Source organism: Streptomyces sp. NPDC028298 (assembly GCF_055565895.1).
In genome coordinates this window covers 370,177-389,783 of record NZ_JBVHTL010000007.1, presented here as the reverse complement: position 1 = coordinate 389,783, position 19,607 = coordinate 370,177, and the positions used below count along the sequence as shown (strand labels likewise).

Below are 19,607 nucleotides of genomic sequence, written 5' to 3'. Positions count from 1 at the left end.
GGACGGCTTCCACGCCGTCAACATCCCCGAGCCGTGCGGTGATTGACGAGTCGCGACCGCTCCCGTACCTCGCGCGCGGGCCGGATCTATGATCCACTCTGGCGGCGAGTCACAACTCCTCGCCCTGCTCCGCAGGAGTCCGTCCCACTCCGCCCGGGAAGGGCGCAGCACCCACGGGAACAGGTATGACGACGGTTCACACGGCAGGAGTTCAGGAAGACCGACAGCCCGAGTCCGGGCCGGAACGGAACCGGGGCGCCTTGGTGCGGGTCCTCATACGGGTGGCGACCGTGCTCGTCGCCTCGGCCGCGGGAGTTGTCGGCACCCTCCTCTTCCAAAGGAGTGCCGGCGCGGACACGACCGCTGTCGACGCCCAGGCCGCCGCTCTCGCCGACGACCTGCGCGGCGACTTGAACGCCGGCTTTTACTCGGGCGGCCACGCCTATGGGGGACAGTTCACCGAGGGCACGATCGTGGCCCAGGTCGAGGCGCACGGAGGGGCCCTGCTGAGCATCGGCCATGCGCGGGACCGGTCCGACCCTCACGTCCACACGGCACAGGTGATGTTGGGGCTGCTGCCGCCCGGACACGGGTCCGCCGCAGCGGACGCCTATCCCGTCCGCTGCTACCGCTACACCTTCGGTCTGGGCTCCTACAGCGTGGACCGGTCCGCCATGACCTGCCCGGCTTCGCGGACCGACGGCCGACCCGGCAGTCCGGTGGCGGAGATGGGCGCGCTCCTCGCCCGGCAGCCCACAGGACCGTACGCCTACCGGCCGTTGACGACCGAGGGCTACCCGCATACGCCGCAGGGCGCGCTCGACTTCCTCGAAGAAAAGCGGCTGGTCGGCGCGAAGGACACCGTGGATGTGATCTCCGGGCAGGCCGCGGGGGATGGTGACGTCTACGTCCTGGCTCTGCGCATCAACGGCGTCTGTCACCGCCTGCGGATGGAGTCCTCGTCCGCCGCGTCAGGCTTCGTACCCCTGTGGGTCGCCCCGGCCGACCAGCAGAAATCGTGCGACGCGAAGGGGGCGGCGGCCGCCGCGACCCTGTACGGGATCGATCCGGTGAAGGAGGGGTGACATCCGCGCGCCCCCAGGGACCCCACGGTCGAACCGGCTCGCACGCGGGCCGGGAATCGCGGCCGGGGTATGAGTCGATCGCTATTTGCTGTGGACGATCTGGATCAGGTTGCCGCAGGTGTCGTCCAGGACCGCGGTGGTGACCGGACCCATCTCCAGAGGCTCCTGGGTGAAGGTGACCCCGAGTTCGCGCAGCCTGTCGAACTCCGCCTGCACGTCCTCCACGGCGAACGCGGTGGCCGGGATGCCGTCCTGGACCAGCGCCGTCTTGTACGGCTGCACCGCGGGGTGGCCGGACGGCTCGAGCAGCAGCTCCGTCCCGTCGGGATCCTCCGGCGAGACCACGGTCAGCCACCGGTGCTCGCCCAGGGGGACGTCGTGTTTCTTCACGAATCCCAGCACCTCGGTGTAGAAGCGCAGGGCCTTCTCCTGGTCGTCGACGAAGACGCTGGACAGGTGGATCCTCATTCGGTGCTCTCCGATGTGTCGGGCCTGAGCCATCGGGTCGCGATGCGCTCGAGGGGTTCGGTGTCGAGGTCGTGGAACTTGTACCGGCCCTGGCGACGCGAGACGACCAGTCCCGCGGACTCCAGCACGGCCAGATGCTGGCTGATCGCCTGACGGGACAGCCCCAGACCGTGCTTGGTCACCAGCCGTGTGCATATCTCGAACAGGGTCTGCCCGTTCCGCTCCACCAGCTCGTCAAGGATCCGCCGACGCGTCGGGTCGGCCAGCGCCTTGAAGACATCTTCTGCCACGGTCACCACCATAGGCAAGTGTTGACTTGCCTATCAAGTCGAGCTTCACCCGATCGACGAGACGAATCGACGAGACGAACTGATGAGACGCCTCAATTGGAGGAATCGACGGGACGGCGCGGAGGCATGGTCGGAGACGGAGCCCTGGTCGGAGACGGATTCATGGACGGAGACGGAGGGGCCGAGCCGGAGGCGGAGGCAGGGCGGCCTGGTCCGGTGCGCGCGCCGACTCGCCGGTACCCTGCGGCAGCATGATGCGTCCTTGGTTCCTGCCCCTGCTGCTCGTGCTCTGCGGTTCGGCCGTCGCCACGGCGACGTTCCTCAGGGGGAGCCCCGCCACAGCCGCGGGAGTGCTTGCGGCGTTCCTGGTGCTCGCGGGCGTGAACTCGCCCCTGATCTTCCCGAGGTCCATCGGGGCGGGGGAGGCGCAGCGCCGCAGCGAGGTCGACAGCCGGCCCGTCGTGTACTGGCGTCCCGGTTGCACGTACTGCATACGCCTGCGCCTCCGACTGGGACGGCGCGCCCGTCGGCTGCACTGGGTCAACATCTGGCGCGACCCGGCAGGAGCCGCGGCGGTCAGGGCGGTCAACGACGGCAACGAGACCGTGCCGACCGTCATCATGGCGGGCCGGCCGCACACCAACCCCGATCCCGACTGGGTACGCGAGAAGCTCTCCGGTCACCCCAGCTGACGTGCGCGGCCCTTGTGCCCCTACTGTGCGGCCATGGCAGTCATGGACGTTCGCAACGACAACAAGGGCTGGCTCGTGCTGTGGCTGGAGCCACTGGGGGAGGACCGCTGGCTGAGGCCCGATGAGACCTTCCGCATCCGATCCGACTACGACGGTGATGAGTTGGCCTTCTCGATCACGTCCTGGGTGAACGAGGAGGACCGGGCCGCCGGGATCGAGAACGTGACGGTCTGGATCGAGGCCGGTGACTTCGACGTCCAGGTGACCGATGGCGCCGGAAACGTCGTCGAGTGCGGCCACCACCGGCCGGAAGAGATCGACAGGAAATGGGCCGAGGCGGCGGAAGCGGCGCGCCAGCGGGTGAGCGAGCGCGAGGCCCGGACGAACCCTTGAATCAAGCGCGGAACTCGACGCCCCGTGGTGGATCCCGGCCGACGCCCACCCCGCCGACCCTCTCGGCCTATCGTTGCCGTGTGGAGACGATCGACGGATTTTCCGGTGCCATCCTCGTCACTCGCGGCGGAGCGACCGTCGTGCGGGCGTCCGCCGGGGTGGCGGACGCCGAGACGGACACGGCGTGCACGACGGACACCCGTTTCCAGATCGCCTCGGTGAGCAAGCAGTTCACCGCCGCGTCGGTGATGCTCCTGGCGGAGGAAGGAAAGGTCGGTCTCCACGACCCCATTGCGCGTTGGCTGACCGACTGCCCCCACCGTTGGCGAACGCTGACCTTGCATCAACTTCTGTCGCACACATCGGGCTTGGGGCACTGGCGGGAGCTCCCCGGCTTCGACGTCGACCATCCTGGCGATGCCCACTCGTTCCTCGAGCGATTCGCGGACGTGCCGCTTCGCGCCGCACCCGGCAGCACGTGGCACTACAGCTCGCCCGGCTACCTCTTGGCCGCGCTGATCGTCGAGCGCGTCACCGGACAGCGGTACGCCGACTTCCTCACCGAGCAGGTTCTGGGGCCCCTGGGCATGTCGTCGACGTGCGTCGGCGAGACCCCGCTCGAACTGGCAGCCCGGGGCTACCGGGACGGCCGGCGGGTGGACGTCCCGGAGTTCGCCGCCATGCCGGGCACCGGTGATCTCTGGTCGACCGTAGGTGAACTGGCTCGCTACACCGCTGCTTTCAACGCGGGAGACCTGCTCACCGCTTCCTCGCGCGAGGCGATGGTGGCTCCGCACGCCTCCATGGCAGGCGCCTGGGGCACCGACGGGCCGGCACTCGCCGACAGCTACGGATACGGCTACGCCCTCGGCACCCTGGCCGGGCACACCGTGCGTTTCCACATCGGTGACAACCCCGGATACCAGTCCTTCCTGGGCTGGCTGCCCGCCCACGACACGACCGTGGTGATCCTCTCCAACAACGAGGAGCCGGGCCTGGACGACGTCTTGCGCCGACTCGAACCCGTACTGCTCGAAGCTGTCGGCGAACCCTGCGAAGCGTCGACACCCGCGCCGGATGCGAACCAGGGACCTCACGCGCCCGAGGAGACCTGACCGTCCGCCGTGCCCGCCGCGTCGGCCAGATTCTGGCGACACCGCCCGAGAGCCTCCCGCACCGCCCTGCCTTGGTCGTCGTCACCGGTCTCCAGAAGCGCACCGGCGGCGCACAACGCGTTCCAGAAGTCCACGGGCCTGCCGCGCGGGGCACGGGGCTGTCTTCGGGCGAGGCAGAGGAAGGCCGCCGCCAGTTCGCCTTTGAAGAGATTGCGGATCAGTCCGAGCGCGACGCCGGTCGAGATGCCACCCGAGGCCCCGAAGGCTTCTTTCAGCAGACGCCGTACTTCCGACTCGCGCTCGTCCAGCAGTCGGGGAACGTCGAACACGCCGTGCATCTCCAGGACCCGCCCGCACAAGTCCTCCTCGCCCGGACGGAATTCGGCATAGACCTCGCGGGGGTCCGAGCCCAGCAGTCGCATGTCGGGGGCCGACAGACCGAGCGCCAGACACACGGCCCACACCGCGCCGTCCCAGTCCCCGGTCCGCGAAGCGATCTCGGCGAACACGTCGACAGGCCGGACCCCCTCCCGCAAACGGTCACCCGCCAACGCCACCGACGCGGGGTCACCGCCGTCGTGATCCGCCACGCGCCAGCCTCCTTGTCATCGATCTTGGTGGTCAGGTCGCGGCCGGTGTGTGGGCCGCTGCTGCGACCTGGGCCACGGTCCGAAGCTTAGTGAAGTAGGAGGCGCAGTACTCCTCGTTGATCAGAGGGACGATCCTGTCGAGGTCGGCGATGCAGCCCCAGAGGTGGGCGATGCCGTCGTCGTCGAGTCCGCCCTGCAGTTCCCTCTGCACGAGGCCGGCCACGTCGGCGTCCAGGAGGACCAGGTCCACGCCGTCGAAGTCCACGCCGCGGAAGCCGTCGGGGAACGGCGCGCGCAGGTGGTCCTCCCACAGCCGGGCGAGGCCGCGGTCGGGCTGTGCTCCGCCCGTGTCGGCGGCTGACGCCTGCGCCGTGGACGGTGGGCGAAGGAGCAGGGAGACGGCATCGAAGACGGCACGCACCAGTTCGACGGCCCGGAGCGGGCTGAGGGCGGCACTCGACTCGGAGCCTTGCGCGAGCTTGTCGCGCAGCACCCGGCCGCGGTCGAGTTCGGCGGCGAGTCCGGCCGTGAAGAGCCCTGCGCCGGTGGCCCGCTCGATGAGGACGCGGAGCGGTTCCTCCGCGGCCAGCCGCTCGGCGAGGACGTGCTCCAGGGCGAACAGGGAATGCGTGACGGCGGCAGTGGCGAACTCGTACCGGTAGTAGGAGTGCCGGATGAGCTCACGGGAGGTTTCCATAGCGCTCATGACGTACATCGACGCGTCACCGGGCAGAACCAGATCGGCGACCAGGGCGTGCATGTCCGCGTAGTCGAGAACGAGGTCGCGAGCGCGCGGGTCCCGTACGGGAAGCCGGTTGGAGTCCATGAGCAGGCTCAGGTTCGATCCTCGTCATGGTCCGGGTTGCGGTCAGCCGGATCGGTGATCCGTGCGAGCCCCAACTCGGCTCTCTCGACCATCCATCGCTGGTCGATCCTTGTGCCGACCTCCAAGGCTTGTGCATAGCGCTTGGCCGCATGTGACACGTCGCCAGAGCGTTCCGCGCATTCTGCGACGTGAATCAGGCTCCAGCCCTCCAGATGCGGGTTGTCTCCGGCCGACCCGGCCCGCGCGGCGGCTTCGTAGTGCTCCTGCTCCTGGCGCGTGTCCCCGTGGTCTCGTGCCAGCTCGGCCAACTGGTGGTGGGTCCAGCCGGCCGCCGTGTGGCAGTGATGGATGTCCGACACCGCCAGGGACCGCTCGAAGAAGTCCTTGGCGGCCGCCACATCGTGGTGCTCGCGCTGAAACGTGCCGAAGTTGTGCAGGCTCCAGGCCTTCAGGAGCGCGTCGCCCGTCTCGTCGGCGAGCCGGTCGGCACGTGTGAAGAACCTCAGGGCCATGGTGAAGTCCCTGGCTCGCCACCGACAGGATCCGAGTCCGTCCCAGGCCCAGCCCTGTTGCTTTCTGGTTCCGTGTTCTATCGCAAGGTCCAGGGCCGACCAGTAGCGGTCCTCCGCCTGGTCGAGTTTGTCGGCATCCCGTTCCTTCATGGCCTGGTCGAGCATCCTGTCGATGTCCGCCGAACCCGGAGCAGTCTTCGGGAGGACTCCGTCGGCCTCACCCGCCGTGGCGGCCGCGGCGGCCACGGCGCGGCTGTCGTCGTGCGTCAGGAGCCGTAGCCGCTCCGCCGTGCGAGTGCGGACCCTGTTGTTGCCGGTCCTGTACAGGTGGACGAGTTGCTGGACTCCGCCGAGCCGGTCCGTGACGCGAGGGCTGAGCAGGTCGTGCCGGAGCGGTGCGGGAACATCCCAGCCTACGTTCTGGGCGATCACGGTGCGGCCCTCTACGTTCTCCTGCTTCTTGGGCCGCTGCTGCGGTATCTCGGCGACGACTTTGTCATGGACGTAGGTGTACAGCTCGTCCAGGGTGATGTTGCCGTCGCCGTCGAGGTCGGCGCTGCCGTCACGCAGTCCCTGCACCAGGTGCCCGGTGAACACGGACCGGGGCGCGCGGCCCTGCAGTCGGTCTCCCTCGAAGGAGTACTGCGTGGCGTCGGACGCGGTGAGCACCGTGCGGCCGCTGCCCCGGAAGCGGTCCAGCGTGTGCACGTCGTCATCCGATTTGGCGACGAGGCCTGCGGGGAAGGCGCCGCTGTAACAGCAGTCGAGAATCAGCACCTGCCGCCGTGCCGCGCAGTTGTCCATCGCCTGGTCGATGCGCTCCGCGGACAGCGAGGTGAACATGAGGTTGGATCGACGGGTGTCCGTCGTGGCCAGGTGGAGCCGGCCTTCCTCGTCCTTGAGACCGTGTCCCGTGAAGTAGAGCAGAGTGAGATCGTCGTAGCGGCGGTCGCGGAAGAATTCGCCGAGGACCGCGCCGATTCGGTGCTGCGGTTCGTTCACGAGGATCGTCACCTCGAACCCGGCGATGTCCGGATCGCGCAGCACCTCGGCCAGCGCCTCCGCGTCGTGGCCGGGCGCGGTCAATTGCGCCAGCCCCTCGTCCTCGTACTCGTAGGTGGCGACCAGCAAGGCGAATCGGCGTCCCACGACTACTCCCCACTCGCGCCATGGCGGCGCACGAACGCGTCGATGAGTTGCCGCCGTTCCTCCGGCGTCGCATGCTCCACGTCCACCATGTCGCCGTCGATGGTGACCGAGAGCCGATGCCGCGCGGACTGCCGACCGAGCCAGTCCTGCAGCAGACCGACCAACGAGGTCAGCACTCCGCCAGGAGCGCTCAGCGCCAGGACCGTCGCACCCGCGGTGAGCGGGTCGACCCCTTTGGCGCGCGCCGGCGGAGCAGCGTCCGCCAACACCTGCGAGGTGTGGAAGCCTTTCCCGCGGAGTTCGGCGCGGAGCCGCAGCGCCAGCCGCTCGCTCTCCTGCGCGTTCGCGGCCTCTTCCGGCACCAGCTCCAGCAGCACATCCATGGCAGTCCCCCGATCGGCCACGGGTCCGACCATCCCGCGGCGCGGGATCATTGTGGCAAGTCGGGCTGCTCCATGGAGGCGAATCAGGGAAGCAGGACATCCCCGGTGTCCGCCCGGGCGGCCGTGGCCCACTGGTTCCTGAGGAACCGGCAGACAGGGCTTGCCCAGAACGTCGTGACCACCGAGCTTGCCGAAGCCGCTCTGCGCCGAGGCGCCTGCGGAGCGGCTCGTTCGACGTTCTACGATCTTGGGATGACGTCGAATCGAGCGGTGGCCGGTGGGATCGGGCTTGCGCGGGTGATGGCGCACTGTGGGGGTAGCTCCGCGGCGGCCGTCCACTATGTGGCCCGCGCCATCGCCGCGGCCCCCGAGGATCCGGAACCCTACGCGGTGCTCGCCGAACTGTGGGTGGAGCGGCGGGCGGACCTGGCGGAACTCCTGGAAGGTGGGGGCTCGTTGCCGGCGGTGCTGGCGCGGTCGTACGTCAGCTTCGTCGAGAACGACATGGACACCGCGGTGATGGCGATCGGATCGGTCACGGGGGCCAAGCCCACCATCGCCTGGGCCGAAGCCCCTTGGTTCAGCGACGCACGGTTCCTGGAGGCGGTGACCGCCGACGCCCTGGCCGAAGCCGTCATGCGGACGACGGACTACGACCATGCTCTGGATCTCCCCGACACACGGGAGAAGCTCCGTCCCTGGTTCGACGTCATCGACGTGGTCTGTGACCGCGAGCCGGTGCCCGAGGCGATGGCCAAGATGGCGATCTTCCTGCGCGCCTGCGGTCTCACCGACGCGTCGTTCGCCCTCTGCGACCGGGCGGACGCCATGGAACGCATCATGCTGACGGAAGTCGTACGGGCGGGGACCTGGCGCAAGCTGGGTGATGCCGAGCGGACCGCGGCGGCTTTCGAGCGCGCTCTCGCCCTGGATCCGGCCAACTGGTCGCTGTATCTCGACCTGGCCGACCTCCACGCCGAACAAGGCGACTTCACCGCCGCCGTCGACCTCGTCGGACGAGGGCTGGAGCATGAGCCCGACGAGATCACGCTTCGCGCGGCCGGTGCCGCCTACCGCGCCCGGCTCACGGGCTCAACCGACGACCTGCGCGACCTCATGGGCTTGGCCCAGCACCTCCCGGACAGCCCGTATCGCGACCTGCTCATCGACCACGCCTGCTCCGATCCCGCCCTGCCCCCAGAACTCGTCGCCGAGGCCCGCCGCTTCCAGAGCGGCTGAGGTGCGCAGGTGGTTGGGGCAGACCGCGGCTCGCTCACGTCATCCTTCGGGGACACGGTCCTGTTGACCCACCGCGGTGACGAGGGTCGAGGAGATGTGGGCCAGGGCGGGGTCCGCGGCGATGAAGAACGTTTCGACTCCGGCCAGTTCGTGGTTCATGCGGGCCATCGGCATTTCGTAGTCCAGGTCGCGCACGCCGCGGACTCCACGGACGACGACGTCGATCCCGGCTCGACGGCAGTAGTCGACGAGCAGGCCACCGGTGTGGGAGTCGACCGTGACGTTGCCCAAGCCGGCGGCCGCCGCGCGGAGCCGCTCCAGCCGTTCCTCGACGGGGAGTCGGCCGGTCTTGCTCGCGTTGAACATCACGCACACGACGACCTCGTCGAACAGGAGGGCAGCGCGCCGGAGTACGTCCTGGTGCCCTTGAGTGACCGGGTCGAAGGATCCTGGGAAGAGGGCTCGCATGATCGGAAAGACTAACAAGCGGCCGTCCGCGGCAGTGAGATTCCAGGGCACTCGACTTCACCCTGCCCAGCACATGGGCACCGTGCTGAGACCAGCCGCGTCGCCACATGCAACGGTGGCGGCCACAGGGTGCGGGTCCAACTCCTGCGGGCTGATCGTTATTGCGAGGCATGTGCAATAAGGTGAACTCGCGCGCGGCCGCGCGTTCCAGTCAGTAACCAGCCGCACCGGGGGGCGTCTTGTCGTACTTGAGCACGGTCGAGGCCATACGTGCATGGACTCATGGGTGGGCCGTATCGCGTGGTGCGGCCGAACCTGTGGCTTCTGCCTGGGGGTTCACCATTGACGTCGGCCTGCCGGGGCATGTCGCGCGGCACGTGTTGTCGGCCACAGACGAGGCGGTCGTCCGTAAGATCACCGAGAACACGACCGCCCCCGGTGTCTGGCTGAAGGCGCCCACGCCGCCGGACCTGTTCGCGTCCTGGCTCGGGCCCGGCTGGTCCCTCGCCGGCGGACCCGGCTTTCTGATGACCGCTCCTTCGCGCCCCGCTCGTGCCGAAGCCCCGCCCGCAATCGCCGAAGGCTACCGGTTGGACTCCTGGACCCGGGCCGGCCTCACCCGCGCCCTGGTCCGATCCGTCGATGGCGCCTTCGCCGCGCGCGGCCAGGTCGCCGTCACGGGCTCCGCCTACGTCGTCGACCAGGTCGAGACCGACCCCGCTCATCAACGCCGGGGTCTGGGAAGCCTGTTGATGCACGCCCTCGTCGAGGCCGCGGCCGGTCAGGGGGCCTCGACAGGTGTGCTGGTCGCGACACCGGAGGGGCGGGCCTTGTACGAGACGGTGGGCTGGCGCGTACTGGCCCCGCTGACCGGGGCCGTACGGAGCTGAGCCCTTGCGCGACACCTCGGTTCCGGACCCCGGGCGCCCAGGAGGCTCGACCGACGGATGCCGGCCGAGCCTCGTTGTGTCAGGAGCCGATGCCCTCGCTCAGGGGACGAGCTTCAGCAGCTTGTTCGGGGATCCAGAGCCGACGCCGCTGAGGACTCCGCCGGTCGCGCCGTTGACCAGCGCGCTGCCGACGGTCGCGGGGGAAGCTCCCGGGTGCGCCGTCAGGTAGAGGGCGGCGGCCCCGGAGACGTGCGGGGCGGCGAACGATGTGCCGTTACCTGTGTACGTGGCCGAGTCGGAGGTGTTCCAGGCCGCCGTGATGGCGGAGCCGGGGGCGAAGAGGTCCACCCTGGAGCCGTAGTTGGAGTAGCTCGCGCGTGCGTCGGCGTTGGTCGTCGCGCCGACGGTCAGCGCTTCCGTGACCCGGGCGGGGGAGTAGTTGGACGCCAGGGCGCCGGAGTTGCCCGCAGCTATCGAGTACGTCACCCCGGAGGCGATGGAGTTCTTCACCGCGGTGTCCAGCGAGGTGCTGGCGCCGCCGCCGAGGGAGACGTTGGCGACGGAGTCGGCCACATGGTTGGCGGTGATCCAGTCGACGCCCGCGATGACCCCCGCGGTCGTGCCGGAGCCGTCGTTGCCGAGGACCCGGACGGCGACGATCTTCGCCTTCTTGGCCACGCCGTAGGTCGTTCCGGCGGCGACGGTCGCGACGAACGTGCCGTGGCCGTAGCCGTCCTGCGCGGTGGCGTCGTTGTCGACGAAGTCCCAGCCGTAGGAGGCGCGGCCCGCGATGTCCTGGTGCGTGATCCGCACGCCGGTGTCCAGCACGTACACGGTCGACCCGCTGCCCCCGTCGTCGGGAGAGGTGTACGTGCCGCTCAGCGGAAGGTTCGCCTGGTCGATCCGGTCCAGCCCCCAGGGGGCGTCGGTCTGGGTGCCGAGGGCGTGGACGACCTGGTCCTGCTCGACCGAGGCGACGTCGGGGTCGGCCGCGAGCCTTCGGGCCTGGTCGCCGGTGAGGTGGGCCGCGTAGCCGTTGAGCGCGGAGGTGAACGTCCGCCTGACGGTGCCTCCGTACTCGGCCACCAGGCTCTTTCCGCGCGGAGCTGTGGCCTTGAAGCCGACGTTCTTCTTGAGCGTGACGATGTAGCTGCCGGGAACGGCATCGGGGGAATGCGCCCCTAACACGGTTCCCTCGGCCGGCGCGGCCTCGGCGGGGAGAGCGGACAGGGCGCCGACGGCTGTCGCCGCGGCGGCCGTCGTGGCGATCACCGCGGAGATGCGCCGCTTCATGGTGCGTACTGCTGCCATGTGGAGAGGTCCTTTGCGATCGGGCGCGGAATCCTGGTGCGGATCCCCGCCGAACCCTGGGTGGCACTCGGGTCGGTGCCACACGGCGACCATGGGTTCCGGGTCCGTCGACCGGAAAGGCATTACATGCACACGTCATCAATCTGTCACGCGTGGTCATGCTGCGCAGCACTGCGGCCACGAGGGGTCACGTCACCGCGGCGCCCGCAGGAAGGACAGCGGCCTCTGGCACCCGCCCGTCAGGCCACCGGTCCCTCACCCCCGCGGACCAGGCGCCAGGCTTCCGTGAACAGCGCGGGAAGCGTGTCCGGCAGGAGTTCGAAGGTCCACACCTCGTCCCCGGAGAACTTCAACTGCGCCCCGATCAGCGGCGCTTTCCAGGTCTCCATCGGCGGCAGAGGCTTCTTGGCGTGCGCCCACGGGCCGGGCAGGAAGAGCGTCCGTCCCGAGCGAGCTCGGCGGTCCTCGACGACCAGAGCCCGCACCGTCAGCTCTGCCGCGGCCTTCTTGTGCCGGGCCGGGGTCCAGGCGTTCCAGCGTCGTACGTTGCGGTCCGACGGGGCGGGGAGCAGCAGGAGTTGGAGGTAGAGGGTGGCGGCGTCCTCGGACAGGCCGAGGGTGGCGGCGACGTCGGCGACCACGTCCGGGGCGCAGGCGCGCGGGTCGGACTCGTAGCGGCCCGGGGGCAGTTCGCCGGCGGCGACGCGGGCGGTGATGCGGTCGCACGGGCCCTCCGTGAGCCAGTCCGACCGCCGGTTCCCGCCGCTGTAGCGGGCCATGCTCTCGTGCAGGAACCCGGCCGAGGCGTCGCCCACAGCGAGCAACTCGCGGAAGTGGCGGACCACTTCGGGCATCCCCTCGCGCACGGGGTCTCCGGCGGGGAGGTCCGCGTAGGCCCATGCCAGTCCCGCGAAGACGGCGTCCACGAGGAAGTCGGCCTCGTACCGGGCCGTGACGTCCCACGGGCTCTGCGGGCCGCGCCGCTCGACCGGGCCGAGGGGGACAGCAGGTCGAAAGCCCGGCGGCACGGCGGAGTTCGTGGGGTCGAGGAACAGATGGCACAGATGGGCGGCCGGCATGCGGGTCCCCAGGGCGACCGCCGCCTGCCAGGTGCTCCACGGCGGGGCCGGACGGGCGCCGCGCTGCTGCGCCCAGGCCGTGGCGGTACGACCCGCGACACGGGCCAGGCCACCCGGCTCCCACAGATCCGCGGGATCCTCGGGCATCACGTCGGCGAGCAGGGCGCTCCTTCCCACGTCCCCCAGCATCATCAACTCTGCGCGCGCCGAATCGAGTTCACCGTTCTTGAAGCCGAGGACGGTGCGTTCGTGCTGGTCGAGGTAGGGCAGGTAGTACGTGCCCGAGCCGGGGTTGCCGGCCAGCACGAGGGCCGCGGCGGGGCGGCTCAGTCCGGTCGCCTCGCTCAGGGCGACTACCGCGTCCGCGTCCCAGGCGACCGGGCCGCGCTCCCGGACGAGTTCCACCAGTCGCCGTAGCTGCTCGGGAGTGCCCCAGGCGTGCGGGCAGTCCACGACGTGGACCGGTTCCTCGGGGCGCGGGGCGGCCTCGCCACCGGGCAGCAGGGCCTCGAAGTAGAGGGTTCTGCGCGCCCCCGGCAGATGCAGGCCGAACGACGCCCCGTGGTGGTCGCGGGCGTTGAACGAGACCGGTCCGGCGAGCCGGCCCACGCGGTAGCGGTAGGCCGGATCGGCGAACGGCGTCCCCGCCCACATCTCCAGGAAGCGGAGCACCACTTCACGGCGCTCCGGCCTGGTCGCGGGGGAGGCGGCGCGCAGGGCGAGCCCGCCCGTGCGTCCTATGACGTCCGTCCACGTGCCCGATCCGGGAAGGCGGACCTTGTGCCCGTCCGGATTGGGCGCCCAACTGGCGAACAGCTCGGTCCAGGTGCCCTCGGGGGACACGTGGACCTCTTGTTCGCCCGGATCGAGCGCCCGACCGCCCTCGATGTAGCGTCCGATGCCCTCGATGTCATCGAAGGTTTTCCAGCTCCAGCCGTCCGGGACATGGACGAGACCCCCCAGGGCGCCGCTGATCACGTGGCCGTCCGGTATGTGGGGCAGCAGAGGCGGGGCCGTCTCGTTGTCGGTCATGGGCAGATCATGACGGACGGCACCGACAACGGTCCGCGGGGGCCCAGGGCGACCCCTCACGCGCGCGGGGCTCCTTGCGTGGGGGCCGTCAGCCCGTAGATGTGAGTACATGACGACAGGGAAGACGGCTCGCGGATGGCATGCGGAGGGACGATCCACGATCGCGGCGCACCCCAGCGCACCCCACCGCAACCCGGGCAGAACCATCGGCAGACGCCAGGCCCACGACCATCTCGACATGCAGCGCCGCCCCCTTTCCCGCAAGATGAACGGGTGACGAGTGCAACAGTCGTCAGCAGCGGGTCCGCCGCTGATCCCATCCCACTGCATGCTGGTCAGCAGCGCGTCTGCCGCTGATCCCACTGCACGCTGATTCCATCGCACGCTGATCCCACCGCACCTGTAGTGAATCCACCGCACCTGTATCGAGTGTCTCGAGGCGCCCGCTCCATCGCGCCGTGTGGCAGAGCCGCCCGCACCGACGGGGCGACATCACCCTTCCTCGAGCGCTCGAGCCATGCAGGAGGTGTCATGTTCCATCGGTACGAACGCGCTCGGACGTCCTCGGAGCGGCAACGGCCGTCACAGCCCACCGCCGGGCCTGGCGGGCCGCGCTCGTTGTGGGTGTTCGCCGGCCAGGGCGCACAACAGCCCCACATGGGTGTGGGCCTCTCTGCGGCACCGGACCTGTTCGAGCGGGTGCGCTCCGTGGCCGGACTCGATCTCGCCCCCGCGTGCGTCCTCGACGAGACCGCCCACTGGGACCAGCCCGTCGTGCAGGCGGCCATCCTCACCATCGAAACCGCGTCCGCCCAGGCCTGCCGCGCCCGAGGCGCGCGACCCGATGCCGTGCTCGGGCACAGCTTCGGGGAGTACGCAGCCCTGGTCATGGCCGAATCCCTCACCTTCGACGACGCCGTCCGCCTCGCCGTGGCCCGCGGGCAGGCCATGGCGGGCCTCGCCGACGGCTCGACCGCGATGGCGGCCGTCATCGGGGCGACGAACGAGGCGGTCGAGGAGGTCTGCGACGATCTGCTCCGCAGCGGTGTGTCCGTCCACGTCGCGGCCTACAACAGCCCCGGCCAGACCGTGCTCGCCGGCACCCGTGAAGGCCTCGCGCTCGCCGCGCCGAGACTGCGCGCGGCGGGTGCCGCGCGCACGCGGACCCTCCCCGTGCCGTTCGCCGCGCATTCCCCGTACATGGCGGCCGTCCAGGAACGCCTGGGACAGGCGCTGGAGCACATACGCGTCGACCCACCCCGCGTCCCGTACTACTCAAGCGTGACGGGGGATCGGGTCAGGCGGCCCGACGAGATCCGTGCACTCCTGGTGCGCTCCGTGGCCGAGCCCGTCCGCTTTCGCCAAGCGGTCGCCAACGCGTTGTCCGAGGGCTACGAGAGCTACGAGGGCTCCGACGGCTCAGAGGGCTACGACAACGTCCTCGAGGTGGGCTCGGACCGGCCGCCACGCCTCCTCGGCCTCGTCGGCGAGATCTGCCGGTGCGATGTGCCGGAACGGCAGCCGCCACGCCTGTGCGCCGTGGCGGCCGATCGCGACGCTCCGGACGGAAGACCGTTCGTCCCCACCGTAGCTCCGGCGGTACGTAGTTGACGGGACGACAGGCGATGGTCCGACGTCCTCGCCGCGGATCGGGGCGGCGACAGGCGACAGGCGACAGGCGACAGGTGACAGGCGACAGGCGACAGGAGAGCTGGGAGGAAGCCGTGGTCGAAGCAGCGGACACAAGCTCCGAAGCAGTCTTCAACCAGGTGGTGGACGTACTGGTCGACGAGTTGGGCGTCCCCCGGTCGAAGATCACTCCCGAGTCGCACGTGTTCAGGGACCTCGGACTCGACTCGCTGGACCTCATGACCGCGGTCACCCTCTTCGAAGGACGCTTCGGCGTCACGATCCTCGACGAGGACATCGGCCACATGGTGGTCGTCCAGGACGCGGCCGACGTGGTCCTGAGCAAGGTCAGATCGTGAGACGCGTGGCGGTGACGGGGATCGGGCCGGTGACCTCGGTGGGGATCGGCCGGGACGCGATGTGGGCGGCACTGGTCGCCGGCCGGTCCGGGATAGGGCCGCTCACCCGCTTCGACGCCTCGGGCATGTCGTCACGCATCGCCGGCCAGATCGACGACTTCGACGTGTCGAAGACCCTGCCGCCGCAGAAGTCCCGGAAGGCCGAACGCTTTACCCACCTCGCCTTCGAGGCAGCCCGCCTGGCGCTCGACGACGCGGATCTGCGCGTCGGCGAGTTGGAGCCCCGTCGGGTCGGGGTGGTGATCGGCAGCGCCTACGGCGGTACGTCGCGCGTGGAGTCCGAGGTCGCCGCGCTCCTGTCCCGGGGTGTCAGGGCGGTGCCGCCGGAGATCAACGTCTCCTGCGCGGCCAGTTCCGCGGCCGCCTTCGTCTCGACGGAGTTCGGGCTGCTCGGGCCGGTCGAGTGTCTGGCCGCCGCCTGCGCCTCCGGTGCCCATGCGATCGGCCGCGCCACCGACCTGGTCATGTCCGGAAGGGCGGATGTGGTCCTGGCCGGTGGGACGGACGCGGCCCTGACACCGCTGTCCATGGGGGCCTTCTGCTCCGCCCGTGCTCTGTCCCGACGCAACGACCAGCCCACGGCGGCGTCCCGCCCCTTCGAGCGCACCCGCGACGGTTTCGTGTTCAGCGAGGGGTCCGTCATCCTCGTACTGGAGGATCTCGCGTCCGCCTCCGCCCGCGGAGCGCCGGTGCTCGCCGAGATACTCGGGTACGCGCATTCCCTGGACGGTCACAGCCTCATCGCCCCGCACCCGCACGGAGAGGGCGCCGTCCGGTCGATGGAATCCGCGCTGGCGGACGCGGGTGTGGCGCCGGCCGACGTCGGCTACGTGAACGCTCACGCCGCCTCGACCCCCGTCGGCGACCTGGCCGAGGCCCGGGCGATCAGAAGCGTCTTCGGCCGCGTTCCCCCGCCCGTCTCCTCGACGAAGTCGATGACGGGCCATCTGCTGGGTGCCGCCGGGGCCCTGGAAGCGGCGGTGACGGCGCTGGCCCTGCACACGAAGCAGCTTCCGCCGACCATCAACGTCGACGAACTCGATCCGCAGTGCGAACTCGACGTCGTTCCCCATCAGGCACGTGCCGCGACGGCGGACGTCGCGATCTCGAACTCGTTCGGGCTCGGCGGCCTGATGTCGACGCTCGTCCTGGCCAGATACTGACGCAACACTCCGAAGGAGAAACGGATGAACTCGGAAAAGGGCCGCTTCGGACCGAGTGCCCTGGTGATCGAACTCAACGATCTGACACGTCGCGTAGCCGCCGGAGAGGAGCCGGAAGGGCTGGACGACCTCGTCGCCATGGTGGAGGAGCGCTTCCAGTTGACGGACGGCCAGCAGACCGGCGTCAGGGACCTCTCGGCGCAGGCCGACCAGGTCGCCCGTCTCAAGGAGCTGGTGCTCGACGCGGCCCGGAGCGACGGAGCCAGCCAGTTCGTCGTGGTGCAGCGACCGAACGGCGCCGACGGCCGGTTCGTCCACGAACTGAGACAGGAGACGCTCGTGAAGGGCCATACGCTGGCCGACGAGGGATCAGCCGCGATGAGGAGCACGGTGGGAGTGGCCCACTGCGACGCGGACTGCCGCAACTGGGGCTGGGGTTCGGCCGAAGCGTGAGGCGTGAGGCGCGAAGCGTGAGGCGGGAGCCCTGAGCCCGGGTGCGTGAAGCCGCGTCAGACGTACGGGGAGTCGTTGTGAGGCTGGTGAGGACCACGGAATCACGGCCCGACGATCGACTCGGACAACTAAGTCAAGCCTTACTTTCAGGGTGATGCGGCTGCATAGTGGAGGGTCGATTCGAGGAGAGGACCGCTGTTGCCGCCGTTCAACGAGGGTGCCGCAGAACAGGTCGAGGCGGAGCAGGTTCACGTGGCCGCCATGTACGGGCTGCTCGACGAGCGGCTGGCGGACGTACGGGCACAGTTGGCGGAGGTGCTGAGGTCGCCGGCCGGCAGCGCGGGCGAGGTGTACGAGCGCGACGCGGCCGCTGAAAGACTGGCACGGGGCCTGCGTCGGCTGGAGGGAGCCGAGGAAGGGCTGGCGTTCGGCCGGATCGACGCGGCGGACGGAACCGCCCTGCACATCGGTCGCGTCGGGCTGCACGTGGACGACCGCGATGTGCCGCTGCTCGTCGACTGGAGGGCGGACGCGGCCCGGCCCTTCTACGAGGCGACGGCCGTCCATCCGATGGGGCTACGCCGCCGCCGTCACCTTCGGCTCGAGGACCGTGCCGTACGCACGGTGAGCGACGAACTCCTGGACGGATCCGCGGCCGAGACCGACGACGTCGTCGGCGACAGTCCCCTGACCGAGGCGCTGGAGGCACGGCGTACGGGACGGATGGGTTCGGCGGTGGCGACGCTGCAGGCGGAGCAGGACGCCATCGTCCGGTCACCGCACCGGGGCGTGACGGTGGTGCAGGGCGGCCCCGGCACGGGCAAGACCGTCGTCGCGCTGCACCGGGCGGCCTACGTGCTGTACGCGTTCCCGGGCGCCGCCGCCCGGGGCGTGCTGGTCCTCGGGCCCAACACGCGGTTCCTCGACTACGTCTCCCAGGTGCTCCCCTCGCTGGGGGAGAACGACGTGCTCCTGGCGACCTGCGAGGAACTGGCCGGGGTGGTGCCCGCGGCCGCGGAGTCCTTCGACGTCGCGCGCCTCAAGGGGAGTTCGGCGCTGGCCGAGGCGCTCGCGGACCTGGTGCGCTCCCGGCAGGCGCCCGGCAGCGGTTTCAGGGTGCGGGTCGGGCAGGAGTGGGTCCACCTGGAGAGCGTGGACGTCGCCGCGGCGCGCGAGGCCGCGACCGCGAGCGGTCTGGCGCACAACCCTGCCCGGGAGGTGTTCAAGGAGCACCTGATCGGCACGGTGACCGGCGCCCTGGAGCGCGGTGCCGTCGAGACCCTGGAGCACTTCGACGCCGAGTTCGCCGAGAGCACGGGCATGAATCTCGACGCCGCGGCGGCGGCCGACCTGCGGGCGCTCGGCTTCGACGACACCCCGGCCGCCGGCACGACCGAGGTGTTCGACGCCGAGGCCGCCCACGCGAACCTCATGGGCGACGGCGACGTCGACCGCGCGGTGGAGGAACTCTGGCCACGACTGACGCCCGAGGGGCTCGTACGAACCCTGCTGGCCGACCCTCCCACGATGACCAGGCACCTGGCCGCCCTCACGGGCGACGAACGCTCCCGGCTGGTCCGTCCTCCCGACGCCCCGTGGACCGATGCCGATCTGCCCCTGCTGGACGAGGCCGCGGCCCTGGTGGACGGGCCGCCCGAGCAGGCGTACGGGCACGTCGTGGTCGACGAGGCGCAGGAGCTGACCGCGATGCACTGGCGGATGGTGATGCGCCGATGCCCGGCCCGGTCGATGACCCTGGTGGGCGACTTCGCCCAGGCCGGCGCCCTGACGGTGGCCACCGACTGGTCCCAGGCGCTGGGCCCGCACCTCGGCGGCCGGTTCGCCCTGCACACACTGACCGTCAGCTACCGCACGACGCAGGAGATCCTGGCCACCACGCACGGCCTCCTGTCGCGGATCGCCCCCGGACAGACGCCGAGCCGATCGATCCGCCACGGGGAGACTCCGCGGCACCTCACCGCGACACCGCACACCGTCACGACCACGGTGGCCGAGGAACTCCGGGCACAGACCGTGGCCCACCCGGGCGAACTGCTCGCCGTGATCTGCGCGGACGACCGGTTCGGGCAGATGGCATCCGCGGGTGTCACCCGGTGGGCGCGCCTCGTACCGGCCTCGGAGGCCCGCGGCCTGGAGTTCGACGCGGTCGTCATCGTCGCCCCCGAGGAGATCGCCACGGCCCGCCCCAGCGGCGAACGCGACCTGTACGTCGCGCTCACGCGTGCCACGAAGAGGCTGTGCACGATGGTGGTGGACGCGGCACCGTGATCTGCTCACCGAGTGTTCGGGTGGGGGCGGGGGGGGGGGGGGGGCCCCCCCCCCCCCCCCCCCCCCCACCGCCTCTCCGGGAGGGAGGGGGGGGGGGTTTCGGCCCGGAAAAAAAAAACCCCCCATAGTGTA

The 19,607-nt window shown here is 70.3% G+C and carries 20 protein-coding genes; 11 read left to right on the top strand and 9 right to left on the bottom strand.

Going from position 1 to position 19,607, the window contains the following annotated elements; translation table 11 throughout:
* The first annotated feature begins 260 nt into the window (after window positions 1-260).
* Entirely contained in the window at window positions 261-1,085 is an 825-nt protein-coding gene (locus ACZ4TO_RS30115) for a hypothetical protein (protein WP_468025809.1), read from the top strand.
* A gap of 81 nt (window positions 1,086-1,166) precedes the next feature.
* Here ACZ4TO_RS30115 and ACZ4TO_RS30110 read toward each other — a convergent pair whose 3' ends face one another.
* Window positions 1,167-1,553: a VOC family protein gene (locus ACZ4TO_RS30110; RefSeq protein ID WP_382785181.1), complete on the bottom strand. Its 387-nt coding sequence runs from the start codon at window positions 1,551-1,553 to the stop codon at window positions 1,167-1,169.
* Window positions 1,550-1,843, bottom strand: a complete 294-nt coding sequence (locus ACZ4TO_RS30105) for an ArsR/SmtB family transcription factor (RefSeq protein ID WP_385037941.1) — start codon at window positions 1,841-1,843, stop codon at window positions 1,550-1,552. The genes ACZ4TO_RS30110 and ACZ4TO_RS30105 overlap by 4 nt, the downstream gene beginning before the upstream one ends.
* Window positions 1,844-2,094: 251 nt before the next feature.
* Between ACZ4TO_RS30105 and ACZ4TO_RS30100 the strand changes: the two genes are divergently transcribed.
* From ACZ4TO_RS30100 to ACZ4TO_RS30090, 3 genes are all read left to right on the top strand, one after another.
* Complete coding sequence (locus ACZ4TO_RS30100) at window positions 2,095-2,535, top strand: glutaredoxin domain-containing protein (RefSeq protein WP_468025808.1); 441 nt, start codon at window positions 2,095-2,097, stop codon at window positions 2,533-2,535.
* Window positions 2,536-2,568: 33 nt separating this feature from the next.
* Window positions 2,569-2,928: a hypothetical protein gene (locus ACZ4TO_RS30095; RefSeq protein ID WP_385037946.1), complete on the top strand. Its 360-nt coding sequence runs from the start codon at window positions 2,569-2,571 to the stop codon at window positions 2,926-2,928.
* Between the two features lie 80 nt (window positions 2,929-3,008).
* Entirely contained in the window at window positions 3,009-4,043 is a 1,035-nt protein-coding gene (locus ACZ4TO_RS30090; RefSeq protein WP_468025807.1) for a serine hydrolase domain-containing protein, read from the top strand.
* Here ACZ4TO_RS30090 and ACZ4TO_RS30085 read toward each other — a convergent pair.
* From ACZ4TO_RS30085 to ACZ4TO_RS30070, 4 genes are read right to left on the bottom strand one after another with little or no spacing between them, the layout of a single operon-like run.
* Window positions 4,022-4,633, bottom strand: a complete 612-nt coding sequence (locus tag ACZ4TO_RS30085) for a hypothetical protein (RefSeq protein WP_468025806.1) — start codon at window positions 4,631-4,633, stop codon at window positions 4,022-4,024. The genes ACZ4TO_RS30090 and ACZ4TO_RS30085 overlap by 22 nt on opposite strands.
* A 31-nt stretch (window positions 4,634-4,664) precedes the next feature.
* Window positions 4,665-5,459 (bottom strand): hypothetical protein, encoded by a 795-nt coding sequence (locus ACZ4TO_RS30080; RefSeq protein ID WP_468025805.1) that lies wholly within the window; start codon window positions 5,457-5,459, stop codon window positions 4,665-4,667.
* A gap of 8 nt (window positions 5,460-5,467) precedes the next feature.
* Window positions 5,468-7,120 (bottom strand): caspase, EACC1-associated type, encoded by a 1,653-nt coding sequence (locus ACZ4TO_RS30075; protein WP_451075880.1) that lies wholly within the window; start codon window positions 7,118-7,120, stop codon window positions 5,468-5,470.
* Between the two features lie 2 nt (window positions 7,121-7,122).
* Window positions 7,123-7,503: an effector-associated constant component EACC1 gene (locus ACZ4TO_RS30070; RefSeq protein ID WP_451075881.1), complete on the bottom strand. Its 381-nt coding sequence runs from the start codon at window positions 7,501-7,503 to the stop codon at window positions 7,123-7,125.
* Window positions 7,504-7,755: 252 nt separating this feature from the next.
* Between ACZ4TO_RS30070 and ACZ4TO_RS30065 the strand changes: the two genes are divergently transcribed.
* Complete coding sequence (locus tag ACZ4TO_RS30065; RefSeq protein WP_468025804.1) at window positions 7,756-8,742, top strand: tetratricopeptide repeat protein; 987 nt, start codon at window positions 7,756-7,758, stop codon at window positions 8,740-8,742.
* Between the two features lie 39 nt (window positions 8,743-8,781).
* On the opposite strand, the gene coaD is transcribed toward ACZ4TO_RS30065, so the two are convergent.
* Window positions 8,782-9,210 carry a pantetheine-phosphate adenylyltransferase gene (gene coaD, locus ACZ4TO_RS30060; RefSeq protein ID WP_385037961.1) on the bottom strand — a complete coding sequence of 143 codons (429 nt, stop codon included), beginning with the start codon at window positions 9,208-9,210 and terminating at the stop codon, window positions 8,782-8,784.
* 377 nt (window positions 9,211-9,587) lie between these two features.
* On the opposite strand from coaD, the gene ACZ4TO_RS30055 reads away from it, so the two are divergent.
* Complete coding sequence (locus tag ACZ4TO_RS30055) at window positions 9,588-10,100, top strand: GNAT family N-acetyltransferase (RefSeq protein WP_468025803.1); 513 nt, start codon at window positions 9,588-9,590, stop codon at window positions 10,098-10,100.
* A 99-nt stretch (window positions 10,101-10,199) separates the two neighbouring features.
* Here the strand turns inward: ACZ4TO_RS30055 and ACZ4TO_RS30050 are convergent, their stop codons facing one another.
* Both ACZ4TO_RS30050 and ACZ4TO_RS30045 read right to left on the bottom strand, forming a co-directional pair.
* Complete coding sequence (locus tag ACZ4TO_RS30050) at window positions 10,200-11,411, bottom strand: S8 family peptidase (protein ID WP_468025802.1); 1,212 nt, start codon at window positions 11,409-11,411, stop codon at window positions 10,200-10,202.
* Window positions 11,412-11,650: 239 nt separating this feature from the next.
* Complete coding sequence (locus ACZ4TO_RS30045) at window positions 11,651-13,522, bottom strand: hypothetical protein (RefSeq protein ID WP_468025801.1); 1,872 nt, start codon at window positions 13,520-13,522, stop codon at window positions 11,651-11,653.
* 531 nt (window positions 13,523-14,053) lie between these two features.
* On the opposite strand from ACZ4TO_RS30045, the gene ACZ4TO_RS30040 reads away from it, so the two are divergent.
* The 5 genes from ACZ4TO_RS30040 to ACZ4TO_RS30020 all read left to right on the top strand — a co-directional run bounded on the left by ACZ4TO_RS30040 (window position 14,054) and on the right by ACZ4TO_RS30020 (window position 19,475).
* Window positions 14,054-15,133, top strand: a complete 1,080-nt coding sequence (locus tag ACZ4TO_RS30040) for an ACP S-malonyltransferase (protein ID WP_468025800.1) — start codon at window positions 14,054-14,056, stop codon at window positions 15,131-15,133.
* Between the two features lie 113 nt (window positions 15,134-15,246).
* The gene (locus ACZ4TO_RS30035; protein ID WP_382785226.1) at window positions 15,247-15,510 is read left to right on the top strand and encodes an acyl carrier protein; all 264 of its coding nucleotides are present in this window, start codon (window positions 15,247-15,249) and stop codon (window positions 15,508-15,510) included.
* Window positions 15,507-16,733: a beta-ketoacyl-[acyl-carrier-protein] synthase family protein gene (locus tag ACZ4TO_RS30030; RefSeq protein ID WP_468025799.1), complete on the top strand. Its 1,227-nt coding sequence runs from the start codon at window positions 15,507-15,509 to the stop codon at window positions 16,731-16,733. The genes ACZ4TO_RS30035 and ACZ4TO_RS30030 overlap by 4 nt, the downstream gene beginning before the upstream one ends.
* A gap of 24 nt (window positions 16,734-16,757) precedes the next feature.
* The gene (locus tag ACZ4TO_RS30025) at window positions 16,758-17,186 is read left to right on the top strand and encodes a hypothetical protein (protein ID WP_385037982.1); all 429 of its coding nucleotides are present in this window, start codon (window positions 16,758-16,760) and stop codon (window positions 17,184-17,186) included.
* A 261-nt stretch (window positions 17,187-17,447) separates the two neighbouring features.
* Complete coding sequence (locus ACZ4TO_RS30020; RefSeq protein WP_468025888.1) at window positions 17,448-19,475, top strand: HelD family protein; 2,028 nt, start codon at window positions 17,448-17,450, stop codon at window positions 19,473-19,475.
* Window positions 19,476-19,607: the final 132 nt, after the last annotated feature.

Bases quoted from the DNA above. Each gene is read 5' to 3' on its own strand.
- ACZ4TO_RS30080 (WP_468025805.1), bottom strand. From the start codon at position 5,459: ATGGACTCCAACCGGCTTCCCGTACGGGACCCGCGCGCTCGCGACCTC.
- ACZ4TO_RS30040 (WP_468025800.1), top strand. From the start codon at position 14,054: ATGTTCCATCGGTACGAACGCGCTCGGACGTCCTCGGAGCGGCAACGG.
- ACZ4TO_RS30110 (WP_382785181.1), bottom strand. From the start codon at position 1,553: ATGAGGATCCACCTGTCCAGCGTCTTCGTCGACGACCAGGAGAAGGCC.
- ACZ4TO_RS30095 (WP_385037946.1), top strand. From the start codon at position 2,569: ATGGCAGTCATGGACGTTCGCAACGACAACAAGGGCTGGCTCGTGCTG.
- ACZ4TO_RS30065 (WP_468025804.1), top strand. From the start codon at position 7,756: ATGACGTCGAATCGAGCGGTGGCCGGTGGGATCGGGCTTGCGCGGGTG.
- ACZ4TO_RS30050 (WP_468025802.1), bottom strand. From the start codon at position 11,411: ATGGCAGCAGTACGCACCATGAAGCGGCGCATCTCCGCGGTGATCGCC.
- ACZ4TO_RS30045 (WP_468025801.1), bottom strand. From the start codon at position 13,522: ATGACCGACAACGAGACGGCCCCGCCTCTGCTGCCCCACATACCGGAC.
- ACZ4TO_RS30070 (WP_451075881.1), bottom strand. From the start codon at position 7,503: ATGGATGTGCTGCTGGAGCTGGTGCCGGAAGAGGCCGCGAACGCGCAG.
- ACZ4TO_RS30100 (WP_468025808.1), top strand. From the start codon at position 2,095: ATGATGCGTCCTTGGTTCCTGCCCCTGCTGCTCGTGCTCTGCGGTTCG.
- coaD (WP_385037961.1), bottom strand. From the start codon at position 9,210: ATGCGAGCCCTCTTCCCAGGATCCTTCGACCCGGTCACTCAAGGGCAC.
- ACZ4TO_RS30020 (WP_468025888.1), top strand. From the start codon at position 17,448: ATGTACGGGCTGCTCGACGAGCGGCTGGCGGACGTACGGGCACAGTTG.
- ACZ4TO_RS30025 (WP_385037982.1), top strand. From the start codon at position 16,758: ATGAACTCGGAAAAGGGCCGCTTCGGACCGAGTGCCCTGGTGATCGAA.